Here is a 19,940-nt window from a genome sequence, read left to right as displayed (position 1 = left end):
TGGAGGAATTCATGGATATTCGTACTGATCTTGCACTTGAAAGCATATCTCCCGACAGCCTGCCCGAAAGCGTTCACATCTCCACAAGGGGAAGGGCTTTCCGCATAACGGAGATAACCATTGACGACGACAGCTGCCTTGACACCATCGGCAAGGGCAGGGGACGCTACATCACCCTTGAGGGCAGCAGTCTCAGCCGCTTTGCCGAGGACTATCAGTCCATGACCGAGGAGCTTGCTGCGGAGCTGTCCGCACTTGTGCCCGAGGGGGATATTCTGGTGGCAGGTATCGGCAACAACGATATTACGCCCGACGCCATAGGTCCCCAGACTGCCGCAAAGGTGCTTGCCACGCGGCATCTCAGCTGCGATACCGTGGAAGAGGAGTTTTTCGCGTCCCTGCGCCGAGTCAGCTCCCTTGCAGGTGGAGTAATGGGGCAGACGGGCATTGAGTCCGCGGAGCTTATACGGGCAGTAGCGACGGAGCTCCGCCCTGCCGCAGTCATAGCCGTGGACGCCCTCGCCTGCACGGACATAAGCCGTCTGGGCACCACCATACAGCTCACCGACACAGGCATATCCCCGGGAAGCGGTGTTTCCAACCACCGCATAGAGCTGTCGGAAAAGGTGCTGGGAGTTCCCGTTATCGCCGTGGGAGTTCCTACGGTGGTGGATATGCACACCATAGTCCGCAGCCTGACAGGGGAGAAAATAAACAGGGAGCTGCCAAATATGATGGTAACTCCCCGTGATATAGACCGCCTTACAGAGCGCGCCTCTCAGCTCATCGCCTTCGGCATAAACCTTGCATTGCAGCCTGCCCTCAGCTTTGAGGACGTAAGAGGGCTGTTTTAAAATTCATAATTCATAATGCATAATTCATAATTATAAGTGATATCCGCATAAAAATTCTGACGTCAGCTTTTCACGTTCAGTTAAAAAAAGTGCTGTAAGCGATGTACGAATATCGATCCTTATAACTGTAAGCAAGCTTGCGAGCGGCAACGTTACGCTGTGTACCAAATCTTTGATTTGGATTTCACAGCTATATGCAGAGCTGGCAAGGCAGCGCGGGCTCCGCGCTACCACATAAATTCCACATCGGGAGCTTTTACCATGTTGATCTCGGGCTCGGGCTGAGACTTTTCCTCCTTCAGCAGAGCCTTTGCAAGCTCCTCCATTTCAACTATCTCGTGGAAATAATCGTTGAGAGGCTGGAGCGCCTTGAATACTTCAATAGCGTGGTCAGCTATTTTATGGGAAAAAAGCTCCTCAGCGCCGCTGACCTTGGTGTGGACGCTAACCCCCTTTTTGATGAAATAGGGCTCCAGCTTCGGGTCGGGACAGGACTTTTTCCGCTTGTACTCGTCACCGCCGACGGTGAGCCCGTACTTTTCAACAAGCTCATCCACCATGTTGATAAACGGCTCCGAGTCCTCAAGAAGTCCGCTGCGGAAACGCTCCATAACAGCGGCTTCGGGCTTGGAAATACGGAAGCCGAACTCCGCTCCCTCGGGGGAAAGCTCGAAATACAGGGTAGGAGTCTTGCTCCAGTACCAGGCATCGTAGCGAACATATATCCACATGGTGTCGCGGTAGTGAAGATAGGGAGCGAAATTCTCGTCGCGGTATATCCTGCCCACCTTGTACATCATTCCGTCAGTTTCGGCAAAGGGCGCAAAAAGCTCCTCTCCGAGAGCCTTCATGGGCTCGTATATCTTCTCGGTGTAGACCGCCTTCCGCGGCTCGAACCACTCTTTATTGTTGTTATGCCTTATACCGAGGAGGAACTCCAGCGCCTCCTGTGAAAATCCTTCAAACATGGTTTATCCTTTCATAAATCATAATTTTGCGGAGCAAAATTATGATTTGAGTAAGTAGTAAGTAGAAAGTAGTGAGTAGAAGCCGATACACTGAATAATACTCCTCTCTACTTACTACTCTCTACTCACTCATAATTTAACACCGCAGGTGTTAAATTATGATTTATTATATCACAAGTTGTGACATAATTCAAGCGGAAACAACTTTTAACCAAATTCTTACAGCAATATCGTCCTAATTATATTTCACACAGGGGTGGAAAAGTTTTCAACACGGTGTTGAAATGACTGTGGAGTCATATGTTCGATTGTTGATAACTCTGTTGAAAGAGTGGAAAACAACGCAGAATTAACTTTCTGGAAGTTCTTAAAAGTTGAAAACGGTGTGGATAATCAGGGAAAATGAGTAAACAATAAAAATACGTTGTGGAAAACAGCTCCACAACAATTCACTGTAAAGGATATGATTTGTATGAAAAAGCTTTTAGCAATATGCTCCATATTTTTTACCGTTTGTGCAACTCTCACAGGCTGCGGCGATAATAACGACGGACATTATACGGACGACGGAAACGGCGCTGTCATAGAGGACTCCACCACCGGTAAAAAGTACGAGACTACAGCTGACAATGACATTCGGGACCGTGTTGACGACGCTGCCGACGGTATCGGTGACGCCGGTAAAGACATCATTGACGGCGCAGGTGACGCGGGCAAGGAGGCTATCGACGGGGCTAAGGACGCCGCGGACGATATTATCGACGGACTTGACGGCGACAAGGAGCATGACGAGGAGGAAACTACCTCCCGTAAAAGTAAAAGGGAATGACAAAAGAGAGCCCCGGGGCATTGCCTCGGGGCTTCGTGATCGTTGTTACAAGGGGCGCTGCCTCCGGACTCTGCCAAAGGGTTGTGAAACCTTTGAAATCCTATTTATAAGCAGGCTTTTTCAACATATTACCTGTAATTGTTGAAAATCAGCCGCAGAGCTCAGCCATAGCCTCCGCCATTATCTCCGCATTTTTCAGAAGATTTGCAACAGTTATGAACTCATCGGGGCTGTGCATACGGCCGTCCTCATTGGGAAACTCCGCACCGAAGGCAACTCCGCCCTCGATATCGTGTACATAGGTACCGCCGCCGATGGCTATACAGTGGGCTTTATCCCCTGTCACGCGCTCATAGACTCGGAGAAGACCTTGGACGAATTCGCTGTTTTCGTCGGTACAGTGGGGCTCCACGCCCTCGCAGCTGTCAACGGTAAAGCCTGCCCCCTCAAGGGCGTCGCAGATGATACCGCTTATCTCAGCCTTTTTGCGGTCAAGGGGGAACCGAATGTCCACAGCGCCGCAAAGCCTGCCGTTCACGGTATTCAGCATTGACAGCACGCAGGTCATATCCCCCGATAATTCATCGCGGAAGCCAAGTCCGCAGCTCTTGCCGCTGAACTCACCGTGAGGGAACAGCTCCCCGAGGGACTGTATAAGCATATTCTCGCCGCAGTAGCTGTCCAGAAACAGGGTTATGGCGTTCTCGCCCTTTTCGGGAGTAGATGCGTGTGCGGAAACGCCCTCGTAGACAGCCTCCTCAGGCTCGCCCTCGTCATTTTCCATGGTCACCGTGCAGAACTGGGGAACGGCGTTGATGACCGTTCCTGCCTGTATATCCAGTATCTCGTCATCGTCGAAGTCCGAGGAGAACCACACTCTCAGCATTCCCTTCTCCGCATTGATGACAGGGTATTCACCGTCGGGAGTGAACACCATAGACGGAAGCTCCCTGTGCTTGCGGTAGTATTCAAGGTCGGCTGAGCCGTTTTCCTCGTTGGTGCCGAAAATAAGGCGAATTCCCTTTTTCAGGGGAAGTCCCAGCTCCCTGACGGCTCTTGCCGCAAAAAGCGCCGCAACGGCAGGTCCCTTGTCATCGATAGCTCCCCTTCCCACCAGCTTGTCGGTGTCGGGCTCATAGCGCAGAACGAAAGGATCCGTGGTCCAGCCTGCGCCGACGGGCACCACGTCAAGGTGGGTAAGTACAGCAAGCCCCGCAGGCAGGTCGTTCACATCTGCGGAGCCTGCGAAGTTTTCAACATTATCAACAGTAAAACCGTACTCCCTGCATTTCTCCAGCATAAGCTCAAGAGCTCTTGCAGGCTCCTTTCCGAAGGGAGCTCCATCCTCAGCCTTGCCCTGAACGCTGGGGACTGCCACAAGTGCGCTGAGAAGGTCGATCATTTCCTGTTTATGTGCTTCAAGATAGTCTCTGATATTGCTCATTAAAGTCTCCTTTATACCTGATGAATGGCGGTATACCGCCGAAAAATGCCTGTAAACGCAAAAAACCGCAGTAGGAGTACTGCGGCAATTTGCTTGTACACAACGTCTCCCGACGGTGTGTACCAAGAAAGAAAGGATAAATATGAAAAGAATTAATCAGTTCACAATAGCCTTCTCAGTTTCCTTATCAAAGATATGGATCCTGTTGGGATCAATAGCAACCTTGATGTCATCTCCGGGTCTTGCTGTTGATCTCGGGCTTACACGTGCTGTGAGCGGGATACCTTCACAGAGGAGGTAAAGGTATGTCTCAGCACCCATCATTTCTGTAATTTCAACGTTAGCGTCGATAACGCCTGTAGAAGCATTTGAGAGGTACATTTCCTCATCGTGGATAGACTCGGGACGAACGCCGAGGATGATCTCCTTGCCAACATAGCTGCCGAGGTCTTCGTTTACCTTAGACTCGGGAACGATGATCTGGTATCTGTTTCCTCTGCCGTTTGATGCGCCGAATTCAACGATGAACTGACCATACTCTTCCTTCAGCTCAGCGTCGATGAAGTTCATCTGAGGTGATCCGAGGAAGCCTGCAACGAACTTGTTTACAGGGTTCTCATAGAGGTTCTGAGGTGTATCGATCTGCTGAACGAAACCGTCCTTCATACAAACGATTCTGTCACCCATTGTCATAGCCTCTGTCTGGTCATGAGTTACGTAGATAAATGTAGTTCCCAGCTTCTTGTGGATCTTAGCGATCTCGGTTCTCATCTGAGCACGGAGCTTAGCATCGAGGTTTGAGAGAGGCTCGTCGAGGAGGAATACCTTAGGTGAACGTACGATGGCACGACCGAGAGCAACTCTCTGTCTCTGACCACCGGACATAGCCTTAGGCTTTCTGTCGAGGAGGTGTGTAAGGTCGAGGATCTTAGCAGCCTCGTTTACCTTTCTCTCGATCTCTGCCTTGGGAACCTTACGGAGCTTGAGTCCGAAAGCCATGTTATCGAATACAGTCATGTGAGGATAAAGAGCGTAGTTCTGGAAAACCATCGCAATATCTCTGTCCTTGGGAGCGATGTCGTTTACAAGGCGGTCGCCGATGTAAAGCTCACCCTCAGAGATCTCTTCGAGTCCGGCGATCATACGGAGAGTAGTTGACTTACCGCATCCGGAAGGTCCAACGAGAACGATGAACTCCTTATCTCTTATCTCTAAATTAACATCCGAAACAGCAACAACGCCGCCGGGATATTTCTTATAAATGCCTTTAAGTGTTAAGCCTGCCATTTAATCCAGTCCTCCAGTTCAATATATAGTGCCGATCATTTATTCTTTACAGTATCAGCTATGATAATATGATACCACATTTCCAAAAATATTGCAAGTCTCTAAATTGCCAAAGTTAATGAAGGTTTATTAGAAAGTTTGCCGAAAAAACAGCGGAAAAACGCCGGCAAAAGAGTTCAAAATCCGCTTCTTTAAACAAGTTTTCAACATCTTTGTGCAATAATTCCATACACTCTCCGATCGCCAGTTTTTCGGGCAAAACAAGAGCTCCGAGCGAAACTCTCATAAGTGCCTCAACGTGGTTTCCCACAGAGGCGAACATTCTTTTCACCTGATGATACTTTCCCTCGTGAAGTTCTATAAATGCCAGATTATCGCTGTTTTCAGCCTTTTTCACGCGAGCGGGGAGACAAGTTTCGCCGTCGGCGAGAGTCAGTCCCTCACTAAATTTGTTAACATAATTATTTTCAAATGGTCTGGCAAGTTTCACAATATAAACTTTAGGTATGTGCCTGCGCGGTGAGAGCATACGGTGGGCAAGCTCGCCGTCATCTGTGAGCAGCAGGGCACCCATGCTGTCCTTGTCCAGCCTTCCTGCGGGGAACATACCCTTTGTGCGCATATCCTCGGGGATAAGCTTCATAACGGTCTCGCCGTCCTTGTCGTCGGTAGAGCACACATAGCCCTGGGGCTTATTCAGCAATATATAGCGGAACCTGCTGTTTCCCACAGCCCTTCCGCAGACCTCCGCATTAACTGTATCGGGGTCTATCTTCACATCACAGCGCTTAACGGGAGCACCGTCAATGGTTATTTTTCCCTTTGCGGCAAGCTCCTTTATCTGACTGCGGGTATACTCCGTTCTCTCGGAGATGAATTTATCAAGTCTGACCGATGCCATAGCTGCTCCTTTAGTAATAATCCCCCTCTGTAACGGAATAAGATTTACAGTCGGGGAGTTTTCCCCTGATCTTTCACAAGGGAGCGATATAATGAAAAAACTCACATTCATGTTCATAGCGGCGGCTGCCTTTGCCCTGACAGCCTGCGGCGGAAAGGGAGAGAGCTCAGCCGCGGCAATAGCTGCGGGAGAGCCCTCTCAGCGCATAGACTATTTTGCCTCCCACGGCTGGGAGGTTGAGGAGGTATCGGAGCAGTCCGTCACTATCCCCCACAGCTTTTCCGCTGTGTATGAGGAGTACGCCCTCATGCAGGACAGACAGGGACTTCCCCTGAGAAAATACGCTGGGAGGAATGCAAGACTTTTCACCTATGAGGTAAAAAATTACAGCCCCGACAGCAAAAAAATGCTTGCAGAGCTGCTTGTCTGTGATAATACTGCCGTTGCCTCAATGGTATACAGTGAGGACAGCGGCAGTATAAAAATGCCTGTAAGTTAGATCAGAATACGTTGAGGAGATTGCCTACAACGGGTATTCTGTATGCCTTGCCCTTAACTGCGCCGATGATAAGAACAACGAGAACAGCTACGAGAAGAAGTGAGAGAGCAAGATTGAGAAGAACGCCGAGTATCGGGATAAATGCAAATATAACTCTTACAATGCTGAGCACAACCAGTGTGATGAGCCATGTGAGGCTCTGATTTGAGTGGAACTTACAGTAAGTAGAGTTCTTGTCTCCTGCTATTGCGGGAAGGAAGAAGAGAATAGGGATAAAGTATGCAAGAATTGCTAACACCTTATGCTTTTCTACCTCATTCTGTACAAATGTCTGCTCTGTGTTGATGTCATTGAACTGCTCAAGGAAATCATTCATGTTTCATACCTCCGTATTTTTATTTTCGGAATCATCTTCCGTTTTTGACTCTTTTCTGTCAAATTCGCTTATTGCGGCAACGAAGCTGTCAATATCCGTGAAGTCCTTGTACACGGAAGCGAATCTGATATATGAGATAGGATCAATATCCCTGAGCTTTTCAAGGACCAGCTCTCCTATCTCCGCAGACCTTGCAACTGTTCTCAGTGCATTGGCGTAGTAGTTTTCCACATAATTTGCTATCTCGGTGACCTTCTCCGCGGAGACGGGTCTCTTTTTTATTGCCGAGACTATGCCGTTTATCAGCTTTGCCTTGTCGAAGAGCTGAACGCTTCCGTCCCTCTTTTCGACCATGAGCAGCGGCACCTCAACAGCCTCGTATGTGGTAAATCTCTCGCCGCATCTTGAACACTCGCGTCTGCGTCTTGTCTTATCGTCAACAGGACGCGAATCTATTACTTTTATATCTTCATATCCGCAGTATGGACACTTCATAGCTTCTGCTCCCCGCAATAAGACTCAGTCATTCTGGTAAGTATATTATAGCTGGAAACAAGGTCGCTGATGCCGGTCCAACCGCTTCTGTACAGCTCAAGAATGACGCCGCAGTCAGGGTTATAGCCTGCAAGCTTATCGAAGAATTTTCTGAAATCGAACCTGCCCTTTCCGATGAGAAGGCAGTCGCCCATTTCTCCCGAGTCGCTGATATGGACATGGGCTATCTTGTCGCCCACTATATCAAGGAACCTCATGGGATTTTCGTTTGAACGTATCGCCTGTTTTGTATCCAGGACGAAGGCAAATTCATCTCCCAGCATATTCTTTATTTCCTTTATAAACGCCGAAGAACCGCTTTTGCACCTTGATACGTTCTCAATGGCGACCGTTACCCCGAATTCCTTTCCGAGGCGGTAGAGCTTTGAAAATCTCTCGCAGTACAGCTCAGAGGTGCATACCGATGAGGGCTTGCCTCCGTGAAAGACGAAAATATCGGCTCCCACAATATTCATGAAGCGGAAATAAAGTTTGTAATATTCCAGCATATCGTTTACTCTGCGCTCATATTCAGAGAAGAACATCTGAGGCTCTATCTCGCAGGTAAACGGATGTACAGACGGGCATTTCACATCAAATCTCCTGAGCAGATTGGCGACGCCGTGGGCGAAACCCTTTTTCAGCTCGGAATGAGTATTGATGAAAAGCTCTACGCATGAAACTCCGTTGACCGATAGGTCGTATAGAGCTTCTTCAAGGGGTTTTGGATACAGGCAAGCTGTAGAAACACCTGCTATCAATTATACCCCTCCTTGCGCAATTCTGATATTTTTATTATATCATATTCAGCCCGAAAGTCAATAGAACAAGCAAAAAATTTACAATAATTACAGGTATATCATTCACCCTGTTCCTCGTCCTTTTTCTCTGTTTCGAGTTTATTGACGCGGCATACCTCTATACGGTGGTGCTTTACCTCAAGAACAGCTATTTTAAGCCCTCCTGCCTCGAGAGTGAGCTGAGAGCCGTCCTTTGGTATCTCGCCCAGCTCGGCTATGACATAGCCGCCGAAGGTCTCATACTTATCCGCAGGGAGAGTGACATCAAGCTCCTCACAGACGTCGCTGAGAGAGCTGATACCGGGAACAGTCCAGGTGTTTTTTCCTGTCTGCTCAAGTCTTGCAGCAGGCTCGTCCTCGGGGTCGTCGGCAAAATCGCCCACCAGCTCCTCAACAAGGTCGGTGATAGTGATGATACCGCTCATGCCGCCGTATTCGTCTACTACTATGGCGAAGTGGTCTGCACCCCGCTGCTTCATCTGGTCGAAAAGGCGGTCAGCCTTCATATTCTCGTGAACGAAGCAGGGCTCGCGGACAGCCTTTGCCATTATGTTTTCCACGCTCTTGTCCTCAAGGCGGAAGTAGTCCTTGGCGTTGAGGACGCCGATAACGTTATCAACGCTCTCACCGCAGATAGGGAAAGCTGAATGACGGGTGCGGTGGATAGTCTCCTCCCAGACACTGACATCGTCGGCGCTCCAGAGAACGTCAACATCAGTTCTGTGGGTACAGACCTGCTCTGCGGTCATATCGTCAAAGGCAAAGACGTTTTTGATTATGCGGTTCTCGTCCTCGTCGATGGTGCCCTTTTCCGCACCTGCGTCGGACATCATGAGTATCTCCTCCTCGGTAACGGTATCGTCATCGCTCTCGGGGTCGATGCCCATGAGTCTGAGTATGCCGTTAGCTGAGGCGTTGAGCAGCCATACCATAGGCGCAAAGAGCTTTGACACGAAGGTGATGGCTCCGCTCATGGCGAGAGCTATCTTCTCGGGGTCTTTCATGGCTGCGCGTTTGGGTACCAGCTCGCCGAAAACCAGTGTGAAATATGAGAGTATCAGCGTTATAAGAACTACCGACACCTTCTTTACGACAGCAGAGGGTATGCCTATGCCCGTCTTTAAGATAGCGGACGTAAGGTATTCCGAAAAGCTGTCTGCGGCAAAAGCCGCTCCGATAAAGCCTGCCAGAGTGATAGCCACCTGGATAGTGGCGAGGAAGCGGGTGGGACTGTCAGTCAGCTTTTTCAGCCTTGCAGCCTTTTTGTTACCGCTTGCGGCAAGCTTTTCGATGCGCATATCATTTGTGGAAATGACAGCGACCTCCGCACAGGCAAAGACCGCGTTCAGCGCAATAAGTATTATTTGCAGAATTATCTGCCCTAACATTTTATATCCTCCGTTTTAAATATATTTTTTCCATAACCTCATAAAGGCACAGCCTAACACAAACGATAGTGCAGACCATGCCCCGGTATCATATATTCAGCGGAGTATATTCCGTAATTATCAGGATTACTGCCATCAGGGGCACCGTCCATCTCAGTTTTCATCTCCTGTTCTGCACAAATTATATTTTTTCGGCAACACTTTTCATTACCCTAAGATAGCAATATCTGAACCTTAAAGGGAATAAAAAAATTATATAGTGTTCGCCTTGCGAAATTATATCATAAAAGCGAAGCTTTTTGATATAATTGTCCGATTGCAGGGAGCATATCTTTGATATGCGTATCTGCAAGGACATAAAAATAATATATAATGTTCGCCTTGCGAACATTATATCATATATTTCAAAATAAAGCAACACTAAGCGGAAAAATTTTTCACAGTCTCCAAATCGGGCGCATATTATAAGGCGGAGGTGTGGTATTTTGCTGAAAGAACTGTTCCTCTCCGTCATTATCAGCATCGACATATTCCTTGCGGCAGCCGCCTGCTGTAACAGCGGCATACGGATACCCTTGCTGTCTGCTGCGGTCATAGACCTTATATCTGCGGCTGTACTTGGTATTTCCATGACATTTTCCGACATTATCTGCCGCGCTCTCCCTATGGAGCTCTGCCGCACGGCAGGGGAAGCTGTACTCATCATCATAGGAGCTGCCACCATCGCAAAAAGCCTTTTCCGCAGCCTTGTGCGGCGAATTGCCGACAGGGGAGAGCTGCTGCTGAAGCTGAAGGGGAGCTCCCTCATGGTGAAGCTTTGCATCGACGACACCGCAGCGGATAAGGACTGCTCAAAGGTGCTGTCCGCAGGGGAGGCTGCCGCTCTTGCACTGGCAAGCTCCCTGGACTCGGCAGCAACAGGGCTCAGCTGCGGATACGGCTGTATATCGCCGCTTTCCGCCTCGGCTATGACCTTTGTCTGCGGAGCCGCTGCACTTCTCCTCGGCTCAGCTGTCGGCAGAAAAATATCCTCCCTGCGGCATGACCTGTCATGGCTGGGAGGAGTCCTTCTCATAGTATTCGCCTTTTTTCAGGCTTAGATCTCATATATCACGATCTCGGCAGGGTCAAAGAGCCTCAGCTTGCCCAGTCCTGCGGACACAAGGAGCTTCATTTTACCGAAGGTATACACTCCCTTGGCGTTTTTCGGGAAAAATTTTCTCTCGGGAGAGAGCATGGCAATTCCGAAAAGTCTGACAGCTCCGCCGTGAACATGACCGCTGAAGGTATAATCGGCTCCCCACTCCGCATAGGCTTCACCGAAAAAGGGATTGTGCGCCATGAGCAGCACTTCCCCCTCGGGACAGCTGCCCAGCAAGGCTTCCAGATCCTCGGCGGTAATGCTGTCCAGACCGCGGTAGCCGCCCTTTTTCTTATACACGCCGTAATTTTCAAGGAGACCGTATATTTTCAGTTCCCTGCCATTTATACTCACCGTTGTATGCTGATTTCTCAGCAGCACAGCCCTTGTATTCGCGAACATAGCCTCCAGCTGAGGCTTCATTTCCGCGGAAATGCTCTGCTCGTGGTTGCCGTATATCATGTATACGGGAGCAATATCACAGAGCTGATCGAGAGTTTTCTTCGCAATGTCAAGGCTGTCGGTGTCCCTGGAAACAAGATCGCCGCTGAAAATGATAAGGTCGGGGTTTTCAGCCCTCACCCTGCTGATGAGCCTGCTGTTGTCACTGCCGAAGCTCCGCCTGTGGAGGTCGGAAAGATGGGCTATCTTAATGCAGCTGCCCAGCTTCTCACGCCTGACCGTAAGGATGTAAAGGTTCTCCGCTGCCGCATATACGGCAAGTAGAATTACTACCAAAAGTATAATATATATCAATTTCTCTCTCCAAAAAACAGGTCGTGAAACCTTCTCTCCTCGCCCTTGGGTATTCTATGGGGACTTCCCGAAAACAGCAGTCTTATGGGCTGAGGCTTAAAGCCCTCGTCGCAGAAATGCTCGTAGGTATACTCGTCTATCTCATAATAATCGCTGTAATACATGAAGCTGTCGTTCTCAAGCGTATTCATCACATACATATTCAGTGCAGGAGACCAGCCCGCATACATGATATTGTTCGGGTGCATCTTTTTACGCTCTATAACTCCGCCCATAGCTCTCATTTCCTTTCTCTGCGGCTGTCCTGCCCGTGTTTTTTAAGTATCAGTGCGTCAACTATCCCGAAAATCAGCAGATACAGCGAGGTGAACACAAATCTTCCTGCATACGTGGCTATGACTTCCCTTACTGTCCCCCTGTACTCAGCTTCGGGAGAAAAAACGCTTATGTCGGGAGCTGCCAGCAGCATTATCACTGTCAGTATAACTCCCGTAAACAAGGGCACGGCTGCCGAGAATATGAAAAAGAACCGCCGCGAGAAGCTGCCTTCCCTTCCGCTGTCAAGCTGTACGAAATGATACATCATACATAGCACGAGGGGCGTCACCAAAGTGAAGCCCCATGCGTAGTTTATTTTTTCGTATACGAACCAGTTAGCCCACTGGCAGAAAAGGCTTGCCAGAGTCACAGCTATGGCTGTGAACGGGCTTTCGCGGAACCGAAGGAAGCTCGCCTCTGGCTTATTCCTCATTCTCCTCGTCCTCGGGCTCAGCCTCGATGATAACCTCGTTCTGCTCCTCAAGTGCAGCCTCTTCCTCAGCAGCCTGAGCCTGTTCCTCGGTGAGCTGCTCCACCTTTTCGGTCTCGGCATTGTCATCGTGCTCCGCACGGGTGAAGGCAACTACATTCGCGCCCTCATTTACCCTCATTACGCGGACGCCCTTTGCGATACGTCCCATAACTCTGATGTCGCTGGCGAGTATCCTGATGATGATACCGTCACTGGATACAAGGATTATATCGTCGTCCTCGTCAACTATCTTTATTCCGCAGACATGACCGCGTATATCGTCCACCTTGTAGTTGGTAAGTCCGTAGCCGCCGCGGTTCTGGATACGGTAGCTGTCAAGCTCGGTGCGCTTGCCGTAGCCGTTTTCGGTGACTGTCAGGAGAGTTGCTCCCTCGCGGACTCTTGCCATGCTTACAACATAGTCGCCGTCGCGGAGCTTGATAGCTCTTACGCCGTGAGCGGAACGTGAAAGTGCTCTGCCCTTGCTCTCTTCAAGGCGGATAGCCATACCGTTGTGAGTAGCTACAAAGAGCTGTGCATTTCCGTCTGTCATGCGTACGCCTGCTATCTCGTCGCCCTCGTCAAGACCAATGGCGATAAGACCGTTCTTGCGGACGTTCTTGTACAGTGACAGGTTCGTCCTCTTTATCTTGCCGTTCTTTGTGACCATGGTGATGAACTTCTCATCGCTGAAATCCGTGGTCTTTATCATAGCTGCAATCTTCTCGTTTTCTGTGAGAGGAAGCAGATTTATGAGGTTGAAGCCTCTTGATGCCTTTGAGCCGTCGGGGATCTCATAGCACTTGAGCTTGTACATTATACCCTTGTTGGATATGAACAGGATATTGTCGTGAGAGCCGCAGATGAACATCTCCTCCACGAAGTCCTCCTCACGCTGCTTCATGCCTGTTATGCCGCGTCCGCCGCGGTGCTGGGTCTTGTACTCAGTAAGGGGCATACGCTTGATGTAGCCGTTGTTTGTAAGAGTAACGACGCAGTCCTCCTCGGGGATAAGGTCCTCTATATCCACCTCACCGCTGACATTCTCGATGTCTGTACGGCGCTTGTCGCTGAACTTCTTGCGGATAGCGTTGAGGTCGTCCATGATAATAGCGTAAACTCTGTTCACATCTGCAAGGATATCCTCATAGTCGGAGATCTTTGTGAGAAGTCCGTAGAGTTCGTCGGTTATTTTCTGTCTCTCCAGACCTGTCAGCTGTCCCAGACGCATCTGAACGATAGCCTCAGCCTGTTCCTGCGAAAGACCTGTCTGCTCCTCGATGTGGAGACCTGTCAGGTCGTACTGTGCACGGTCCAGAAGTGCGGACATATCAATGTCCTTGAAACGCTCTATCATGCGGTCCTTGGCTTCCTGAACAGTAGAGCTGGAGCGGATTATGTCGATTACCTCGTCGATGTAATCAGCAGCAAGCACGAAGCCCTGTAAGATATGAGCTCTTTCGAGAGCCTTGCGCAGGTCGAAGCGTGTTCTTCTCTGGATAACATCTACCTGGAAATCGAGGTAGTGCTGGAGCATCTGCTTCAGGGTGAGTATCTTTGGCTCGCCGTTTACCAGAGCCAGCATGATGATACCGACTGTATCCTGGAGCTGTGTAAGCGCAAAGAGCTTATTGAGGACGATATTTGGAACAGCGTCCTTTTTCAGCTCGATTACTACTCTCATACCGTCCTTGTCGGACTCGTCGCGGAGGTCGTAAAGTCCCTCTATGCGCTTGTCTCTCGCAAGCTGGTTGATGCTCTTGAGGAGCCTCTCCTTACGGAGCATATAGGGTATCTCGTCGATGATGATACAGTTTCTTCCCTTTATCTCCTCAAAGTGGGTACGGCTGCGGAGGATTATCTTGCCCTTGCCTGTGCCGTAAGCAGCGCGGATACCCGCTCTGCCCATGATTATGCCGCCTGTGGGGAAATCGGGACCCTGAATGTGCTCCATGAGCTGCTCAAGAGTGCAGTCCGGGTCTTCGATAAGAAGATGAAGTGCATCTATGACCTCGCCCAGATTGTGGGGAGGAATATTTGTAGCCATACCTACGGCGATACCTACAGAACCGTTTACCAGCAGATTCGGGAAACGTGAGGGGAGCACAACAGGCTCCTTGAGACGATCGTCATAGTTTGAGGTAAAGTCAACGGTCTCCTTGTTGATGTCGGTGAGCATATCCAGCGTCAGCTTAGCCATTTTAGCCTCGGTATAACGGTAAGCCGCAGGGCCGTCACCGTCGATGGAACCGAAGTTTCCGTGGCCGTCAACAAGGGGATAGCGCATCGAGAAGTCCTGTGCAAGTCTTACGAGAGCGTCATATACTGACGCGTCGCCGTGTGGATGATAACGTCCCAGAACCGCACCGACGGTATCGGCGCACTTACGGTAAGGCTTCTCGGGAGTAAGTCCGTTCTCATGGAGCGTATACAGTATTCTTCTGTGTACCGGCTTCAGACCGTCTCTTACGTCGGGGAGCGCTCTGGAAACAATTACCGACATGGCGTAATTGAGCATGGAATTTTCCATTTCGTCAACTATCTCGGTATTTATTACCTTTGAGTTGTCAGTGTAAAGCATTTTTTCCTCCTGAGAGAATTTATTTTATCCGCAGTATCATGCGTTATTCTCATTTCTTTAAGCTTCTTATGATGTCCAGCTCGTCCCCGGAAAAGTATTCCTTGGGGAGAACATAGAACATTTCCCTGCCCTTCATCAGCATGAAATAGTCGTCCTGCTCTATGAGCTGAAAGTTTTCGTCTATATTTATCCTTGTCTTTTCGGGAAGGGGGTCTTCCTCTGCGGCTTTCTCCCTTTCCTCCTCGGGTATATTGCTGAGATCGTCGGCAACTGTTGCTATGTCCACATACTTATCGGCTATGCCTACGCAGTACACAGGCTCGCCCAGAGCCTTTATGGACTCGGTAAGGTTCCTGCGCATCTTTTTGGGATCGTACCATTCCTTTACCGCAAAGGCGCAGGAAATTGCAAATCCCAGGTATATCATGTATTTCTGCTTCGTTGTGGCGTCTTTCATGACAAACATCCCGAAGATAATTATACCAACTGCAAGCACCGCGAAAACAGCGGTATACAGCCTGCTCTTGGGGAGCACGAACCTCTTCTGGAGCTCCAGATAGGATCTGTTGAAGAGCTCCGACGATATTTTATATTCTTTTTTAAGCCTGTAATTTTCTTCCATTGGAGCTCCTGTCATATATCAAGATCCTGAGCGAACTTGGCGTTCTTTTCGATGAAGTTGCGTCGCGGTTCTACCTTGTCTCCCATAAGGATACTGAAGGTCTCGTCTGCCTTGAGGGCGTCCTCCATGCCTATCCTTACGATGGTACGGTGCTCGGGGTCCATAGTGGTCTCCCAGAGCTGTTCGGGATCCATCTCACCAAGACCCTTGTAGCGCTGTACCTCTACGTCCTTGTACTTGCCGTCCTCGGAGAGCTCGGCGATGTACTTATCGCGCTCCTCGTCGGAGAAAGCATAGTATATCTTCTTTTTGCGCTCGACTCTGAAAAGGGGAGGCTGAGCGATATAAATATTGCCGTTGGTGATGAGGGGTCTCATATAGCGGAAGAAGAAGGTGAGGAGAAGTGTTCTGATGTGCATACCGTCAACATCGGCATCCGCCATGATTATTACCTTGCCGTAGCGGAGCTTTTCGATGTCGAAGTCCTCGCCTATTCCCGTTCCCAGGGCAGTAACTACGGGCTCAAGCTTGTCATTGCCGTAGATACGGTCGATACGCGCCTTCTCAACGTTGAGCATCTTGCCCCAGAGAGCCAGGATAGCCTGATAGCGTCGGTCACGTCCCTGCTTTGCAGAGCCTCCCGCAGAATCTCCCTCGACGATGTATATCTCGGTGTAGCGATTGTCACGCTCGGCGCAGTCCGCCAGCTTTTCGGGCATTGTAGCCTTTCCGAAGGCGTTCTTGTTACGCTCTGCCTCACGGGCGCGCTTTGCAGCCTCACGGGCTTTGAGAGCGGAAACGCTCTTCTCGAAGATGAGATTTGCGGTCTCTGGGTTCTCCTCCAGGAAGTTCATGAGCTTTTCCTGGACCATTTTCTCGATAAAGGGTCTTACCTCGGGATTTCCGAGACGTCCCTTTGTCTGACCCTCAAACTCACATTCGGTGAGCTTTACGGAGATGATAGCGGTAAGTCCCTCACGGACGTCCTCGCCCTTGAGCTTATCCTTGGCGTCCTTTATCTTGCCCATCTTGACGCCGTACTCGTTGATGACCTTGGTCAGGGCGTTCTTGAAGCCTGTCTCATGGGAGCCGCCGTCCTTGGTGTGGATATTGTTTGCGAATGAGAGTATTACCTCATTGTAGCTGTCGTTGTACTGGAGAGCTATCTCCGCGAAGGAGTCGCCCTGAGTTCCCGAAATATAGATAACATCGCCGCTGAGGGACTCAAGTCCTCTTGTGGCGTGGATATGCTCTACGAACTGGCGGATACCGCCCTCATAGTGAAGGGTCTCGCTGATGATATTGGCGCTGTCGCGCTTATCCGAGAAGACTATCTTTATACCTGCGTTGAGGAAAGCCTGCTCGCGGAGACGCTTCAGAAGCACCTCGTAATCGTAGACAGTGCTCTCGAATATCTCATCGTCAGCCTTGAACATTACGCTGGTACCTGTCTCCTTGGTATCGCCGATTATCTTCAGCTCCTCGTCGTAGTGACCGCGCTCGAAGCGCTGGAAGTAAACGTGCTCGCCGTCCTTGACCGTGAGCTCCAGCCATGAGGAAAGGGCATTTACTACCGAGGCGCCAACACCGTGGAGACCGCCCGATACCTTATATCCGCCGCCGCCGAACTTTCCGCCTGCGTGAAGTATGGTATAAACTACCGTAGCAGCTGAGATGCCTTCCTTGGGGTGGATACCTACGGGGATACCGCGTCCGTTATCGGAAACGCGGATGACATCGCCCTCAAGTATCTCAACGGTTATCTCTGTACAGTAGCCTGCAAGGGCTTCGTCGATGGAGTTGTCCACTATCTCATAGACGAGGTGGTGGAGTCCCCCGGGACCTGTGGAACCGATGTACATACCGGGTCTTTTGCGGACCGCTTCAAGTCCCTCCAAGACTTGTATGTCGTTTTCATCGTAATTGTTGTTCTGCTGACTCATGATTTACCTCCAAAAATTCTGGTTGTATATGTCATTGACCCAATTCATGGGATTATTGTCTATGTAATTGCAGATCTCAAGGAATTCCCTCTCATTGCGGATAATGTGGTCGTGATAGGAACGCTGCCAGATATTACATCCAGTTTTCTTGTTAACGAATCTTTTGAAAACCGATATCAATGATGGAATCACGGCATTTGTAGGGGACGGCGTCCTCGACGTCCCGACAATTACGTTATTTTCATCAAATAAATATATTATCATGTGCAGATGATCCGGCATGATAACATATTTCATGATCTTCAATTTCGCATAAACCGAATTTATCTCATTTATCTGGTCATTTACAATTTTTCCGTAATCTGTCAATCGAACAATAGGGACGTCGAGGACGCCGTCCCCTACATCCAGTATTTCCGAAAGGCATTTTTTACGTTCTTTCGTGCAAATGGTAATGAAATACAGACCATTCCGCGAATAATCAAAATTTGTAAGCCTGTTGAGCTTTCGTTCATTTTGCTCCATCAGAACCCTCCGCCATTTTTCAGGCGTTTCCGCAGTGTAGCTGCCGAGAGCTGGGAGATATACACCCTCTCGCTGCCGTTCTTCACGGTTATTATGAAGCTTTTCGGCATCTCATAGGTGGTGTAGATGCAATGATGTTCCTTTTCGGCACGTTCAAGGAGCTTCTTGGTACACTTTTCAACAGTTGTATTCTCAATGTCGAAAATTCCCACAACGTCCCTGACGTCCACAGAATAATTATTCCCTATGTGCAGATACATTTTCTTCCTCCTCCATGACGCTTCCGCCGCTTATACGGAGGATCTTTCCCTTTATCTCGGGAAGAAGTGCATTTTCGTTGGGTGTGGTTATGAATACCTGCATATCTTTTATCATATCGAATACGAACCTCTGGCGGCTCTCGTCCAGCTCGCCCATTACGTCATCAAGAAATATGACGGGCGCTTCCTTGGAACGCTGCATGAATATCTCAGCCTGAGCCAGCTTCATGACCAGAGCGGCACTTTTTATCTGTCCCTGTGAGCCGTAGTCCTTGGCGCTGACGCCGTTTATCTTTATGAGGATCTCATCGCGGTTCACACCCGCGTGGGTGCTTCCCGTTCTGATGTCGTAATCCGAGGTCTCTTTCAGCTTCCTGTAATACTGCTCATAAGCTTCCTCGCCGCAGGGCTTTTCAAAGTCCTCGGGTCTGAAAACGTTTGACTTGTACTCCAGCTCAAGCTCCTCTGTTCCTCCCGATATAGTGCAGTAAAGTCTGCCGCAGATACCGTTGAACTTTTCTATATACTCGTGGCGCATATAGGAGATGACTGCTCCCTCACGGGAAGCCTGTCTGTCCCATACATCAAGGATGCCTCTTTCGGTATTTCCCTGCATTATGCCCTTGAGGAGCGCATTGCGCTGGTTCATGATGGCGTTGTTCTTGTTGATGTGCATGACAAAGACGGGATTGAGCTGCGAAGCTGCCATATCCACGAAATTACGCCGTTTTTCGGGCGAACCCTTTATAATGTCCACATCGTCCGGGATAAAGGCTATGCACTTGAAAACGTCAAAGAGCGCCCTTGTTCCCTTCTGTTTCACGCCGTTGAGGGTTATATTCTTGCTGTTTGCGGCGCTTCTGGTCATCTCAAAGGTTATCTTCTGTTCGCGGACGCTGTCCATTATCTTCACCTTTGACTCCATACGGCTGCCGCCGAGACAGATATAGTCCTTTTCCTTCGAGCCGCGGAAGCTCTTGCAGCCCGAAAGTATCCACATGGCTTCAAGGAGATTGGTCTTGCCCTGAGCATTGGGACCCACTATGATGTTATACTTGGGGTCGGGAGCAAAGGATATGCCGCTCAGGTTCTTGAAGCCGTCAATATCGGCGTAGGTGACTATCACTCTACGATTACCTCTTGACCGTCCAGCTCTACTCTGTCACCGGGGCGTATCTTCTTGCCTCTCATGGTGCAGACCTCTCCGTTCACAAGGACCTCTCCGTCCTGTATGAGCTGCTTTGCCTCTCCGCCGGAGCCCACAAGTGAAGCGAATTTCAGGAGCGCGTCAAGCTTTATGAACTCAGTGGTTATTTTTATCCTGTTTTCGGGCATATATATCACCTCTTACGGTAGAATACTTAAATAGCGGAACAAAAATCAATACATTCTTTATCTTGCCAAGGGGCTGAAACATGACTTCAGCTGCTCATACAGCAGCT

22 protein-coding genes are annotated in these 19,940 nt (G+C 49.6%); 4 read left to right on the top strand and 18 right to left on the bottom strand.

Annotated features, from left to right (window positions below):
- The first annotated feature begins 11 nt into the window (after positions 1-11).
- Positions 12-854, top strand: coding sequence for a GPR endopeptidase (gene gpr, locus T488_RS0115255; RefSeq protein ID WP_028521557.1), 843 nt, complete (start codon positions 12-14; stop codon positions 852-854).
- A gap of 227 nt (positions 855-1,081) precedes the next feature.
- Here the strand turns inward: gpr and T488_RS0115250 are convergent, their stop codons facing one another.
- Positions 1,082-1,822 (bottom strand): DUF2461 family protein, encoded by a 741-nt coding sequence (locus T488_RS0115250; protein ID WP_028521556.1) that lies wholly within the window; start codon positions 1,820-1,822, stop codon positions 1,082-1,084.
- A gap of 472 nt (positions 1,823-2,294) precedes the next feature.
- On the opposite strand from T488_RS0115250, the gene T488_RS18265 reads away from it, so the two are divergent.
- On the top strand, positions 2,295-2,651 hold the full coding sequence (locus T488_RS18265; RefSeq protein WP_051536515.1) for a hypothetical protein: 357 nt from the start codon (positions 2,295-2,297) through the stop codon (positions 2,649-2,651).
- 148 nt (positions 2,652-2,799) lie between these two features.
- On the opposite strand, the gene T488_RS0115240 is transcribed toward T488_RS18265, so the two are convergent.
- The 3 genes from T488_RS0115240 to T488_RS0115230 form a co-directional block, all read right to left on the bottom strand.
- Positions 2,800-4,095 carry a Sapep family Mn(2+)-dependent dipeptidase gene (locus tag T488_RS0115240; RefSeq protein ID WP_028521555.1) on the bottom strand — a complete coding sequence of 432 codons (1,296 nt, stop codon included), beginning with the start codon at positions 4,093-4,095 and terminating at the stop codon, positions 2,800-2,802.
- Positions 4,096-4,251: 156 nt separating this feature from the next.
- Positions 4,252-5,382: an ABC transporter ATP-binding protein gene (locus T488_RS0115235; RefSeq protein WP_028521554.1), complete on the bottom strand. Its 1,131-nt coding sequence runs from the start codon at positions 5,380-5,382 to the stop codon at positions 4,252-4,254.
- A gap of 115 nt (positions 5,383-5,497) precedes the next feature.
- The gene (locus T488_RS0115230; RefSeq protein WP_028521553.1) at positions 5,498-6,283 is read right to left on the bottom strand and encodes a pseudouridine synthase; all 786 of its coding nucleotides are present in this window, start codon (positions 6,281-6,283) and stop codon (positions 5,498-5,500) included.
- Between the two features lie 91 nt (positions 6,284-6,374).
- Here T488_RS0115230 and T488_RS0115225 point away from each other — a divergent pair, with 91 nt between their 5' ends.
- Complete coding sequence (locus tag T488_RS0115225; protein WP_028521552.1) at positions 6,375-6,782, top strand: DUF4830 domain-containing protein; 408 nt, start codon at positions 6,375-6,377, stop codon at positions 6,780-6,782.
- A gap of 1 nt (position 6,783) precedes the next feature.
- Here T488_RS0115225 and T488_RS0115220 read toward each other — a convergent pair whose 3' ends face one another.
- The 4 genes from T488_RS0115220 to T488_RS0115205 form a co-directional block, all read right to left on the bottom strand.
- Entirely contained in the window at positions 6,784-7,158 is a 375-nt protein-coding gene (locus T488_RS0115220) for a DUF4870 domain-containing protein (protein WP_051536514.1), read from the bottom strand.
- Positions 7,159-7,161: 3 nt separating this feature from the next.
- The gene (gene nrdR, locus T488_RS0115215) at positions 7,162-7,653 is read right to left on the bottom strand and encodes a transcriptional regulator NrdR (protein ID WP_028521550.1); all 492 of its coding nucleotides are present in this window, start codon (positions 7,651-7,653) and stop codon (positions 7,162-7,164) included.
- A complete protein-coding gene (locus T488_RS0115210) occupies positions 7,650-8,453 on the bottom strand; it encodes a sugar phosphate isomerase/epimerase family protein (RefSeq protein ID WP_028521549.1) in 804 nt (267 codons plus the stop codon). The genes nrdR and T488_RS0115210 overlap by 4 nt, the downstream gene beginning before the upstream one ends.
- Positions 8,454-8,551: 98 nt before the next feature.
- Positions 8,552-9,880: a hemolysin family protein gene (locus T488_RS0115205; RefSeq protein ID WP_028521548.1), complete on the bottom strand. Its 1,329-nt coding sequence runs from the start codon at positions 9,878-9,880 to the stop codon at positions 8,552-8,554.
- A gap of 485 nt (positions 9,881-10,365) precedes the next feature.
- On the opposite strand from T488_RS0115205, the gene T488_RS0115200 reads away from it, so the two are divergent.
- Positions 10,366-10,980, top strand: a complete 615-nt coding sequence (locus T488_RS0115200; protein WP_028521547.1) for a manganese efflux pump — start codon at positions 10,366-10,368, stop codon at positions 10,978-10,980.
- On the opposite strand, the gene T488_RS0115195 is transcribed toward T488_RS0115200, so the two are convergent.
- Genes T488_RS0115195 through yaaA form a run of 10 tightly spaced genes read right to left on the bottom strand, consistent with a single transcriptional unit; the run spans position 10,977 to position 19,833 of the window.
- On the bottom strand, positions 10,977-11,759 hold the full coding sequence (locus tag T488_RS0115195; RefSeq protein WP_242838367.1) for a metallophosphoesterase: 783 nt from the start codon (positions 11,757-11,759) through the stop codon (positions 10,977-10,979). The two genes, T488_RS0115200 and T488_RS0115195, sit on opposite strands and share 4 nt — an antisense overlap.
- Before the next feature lie 14 nt (positions 11,760-11,773).
- Positions 11,774-12,052 carry a hypothetical protein gene (locus tag T488_RS0115190; protein ID WP_037298555.1) on the bottom strand — a complete coding sequence of 93 codons (279 nt, stop codon included), beginning with the start codon at positions 12,050-12,052 and terminating at the stop codon, positions 11,774-11,776.
- 5 nt (positions 12,053-12,057) lie between these two features.
- On the bottom strand, positions 12,058-12,528 hold the full coding sequence (locus T488_RS0115185) for a hypothetical protein (RefSeq protein WP_028521544.1): 471 nt from the start codon (positions 12,526-12,528) through the stop codon (positions 12,058-12,060).
- Positions 12,518-15,148, bottom strand: a complete 2,631-nt coding sequence (gene gyrA, locus T488_RS0115180; protein ID WP_028521543.1) for a DNA gyrase subunit A — start codon at positions 15,146-15,148, stop codon at positions 12,518-12,520. Before gyrA ends, T488_RS0115185 begins: the two co-directional genes overlap by 11 nt.
- A gap of 49 nt (positions 15,149-15,197) precedes the next feature.
- Positions 15,198-15,770 carry a YcxB family protein gene (locus T488_RS0115175; protein ID WP_242838366.1) on the bottom strand — a complete coding sequence of 191 codons (573 nt, stop codon included), beginning with the start codon at positions 15,768-15,770 and terminating at the stop codon, positions 15,198-15,200.
- A gap of 11 nt (positions 15,771-15,781) precedes the next feature.
- On the bottom strand, positions 15,782-17,713 hold the full coding sequence (gene gyrB / locus T488_RS0115170) for a DNA topoisomerase (ATP-hydrolyzing) subunit B (RefSeq protein WP_028521541.1): 1,932 nt from the start codon (positions 17,711-17,713) through the stop codon (positions 15,782-15,784).
- Between the two features lie 3 nt (positions 17,714-17,716).
- On the bottom strand, positions 17,717-18,238 hold the full coding sequence (locus T488_RS0115165) for a transposase (RefSeq protein ID WP_028521540.1): 522 nt from the start codon (positions 18,236-18,238) through the stop codon (positions 17,717-17,719).
- Positions 18,238-18,498, bottom strand: coding sequence for an extracellular matrix regulator RemB (gene remB, locus T488_RS0115160; protein ID WP_028521539.1), 261 nt, complete (start codon positions 18,496-18,498; stop codon positions 18,238-18,240). Before remB ends, T488_RS0115165 begins: the two co-directional genes overlap by 1 nt.
- Positions 18,476-19,624, bottom strand: coding sequence for a DNA replication/repair protein RecF (gene recF, locus T488_RS0115155; protein WP_028521538.1), 1,149 nt, complete (start codon positions 19,622-19,624; stop codon positions 18,476-18,478). The genes remB and recF overlap by 23 nt, the downstream gene beginning before the upstream one ends.
- Entirely contained in the window at positions 19,621-19,833 is a 213-nt protein-coding gene (yaaA, locus tag T488_RS0115150) for a S4 domain-containing protein YaaA (RefSeq protein WP_028521537.1), read from the bottom strand. The genes recF and yaaA overlap by 4 nt, the downstream gene beginning before the upstream one ends.
- Between the last annotated feature and the right edge of the window lie 107 nt (positions 19,834-19,940).

Source organism: Ruminococcus flavefaciens ND2009, from assembly GCF_000621785.1.
Taxonomy (GTDB): Bacteria; Bacillota; Clostridia; order Oscillospirales; family Ruminococcaceae; genus Ruminococcus; species Ruminococcus flavefaciens_C.
This window is presented reverse-complemented; position numbering and strand designations above follow the sequence as displayed.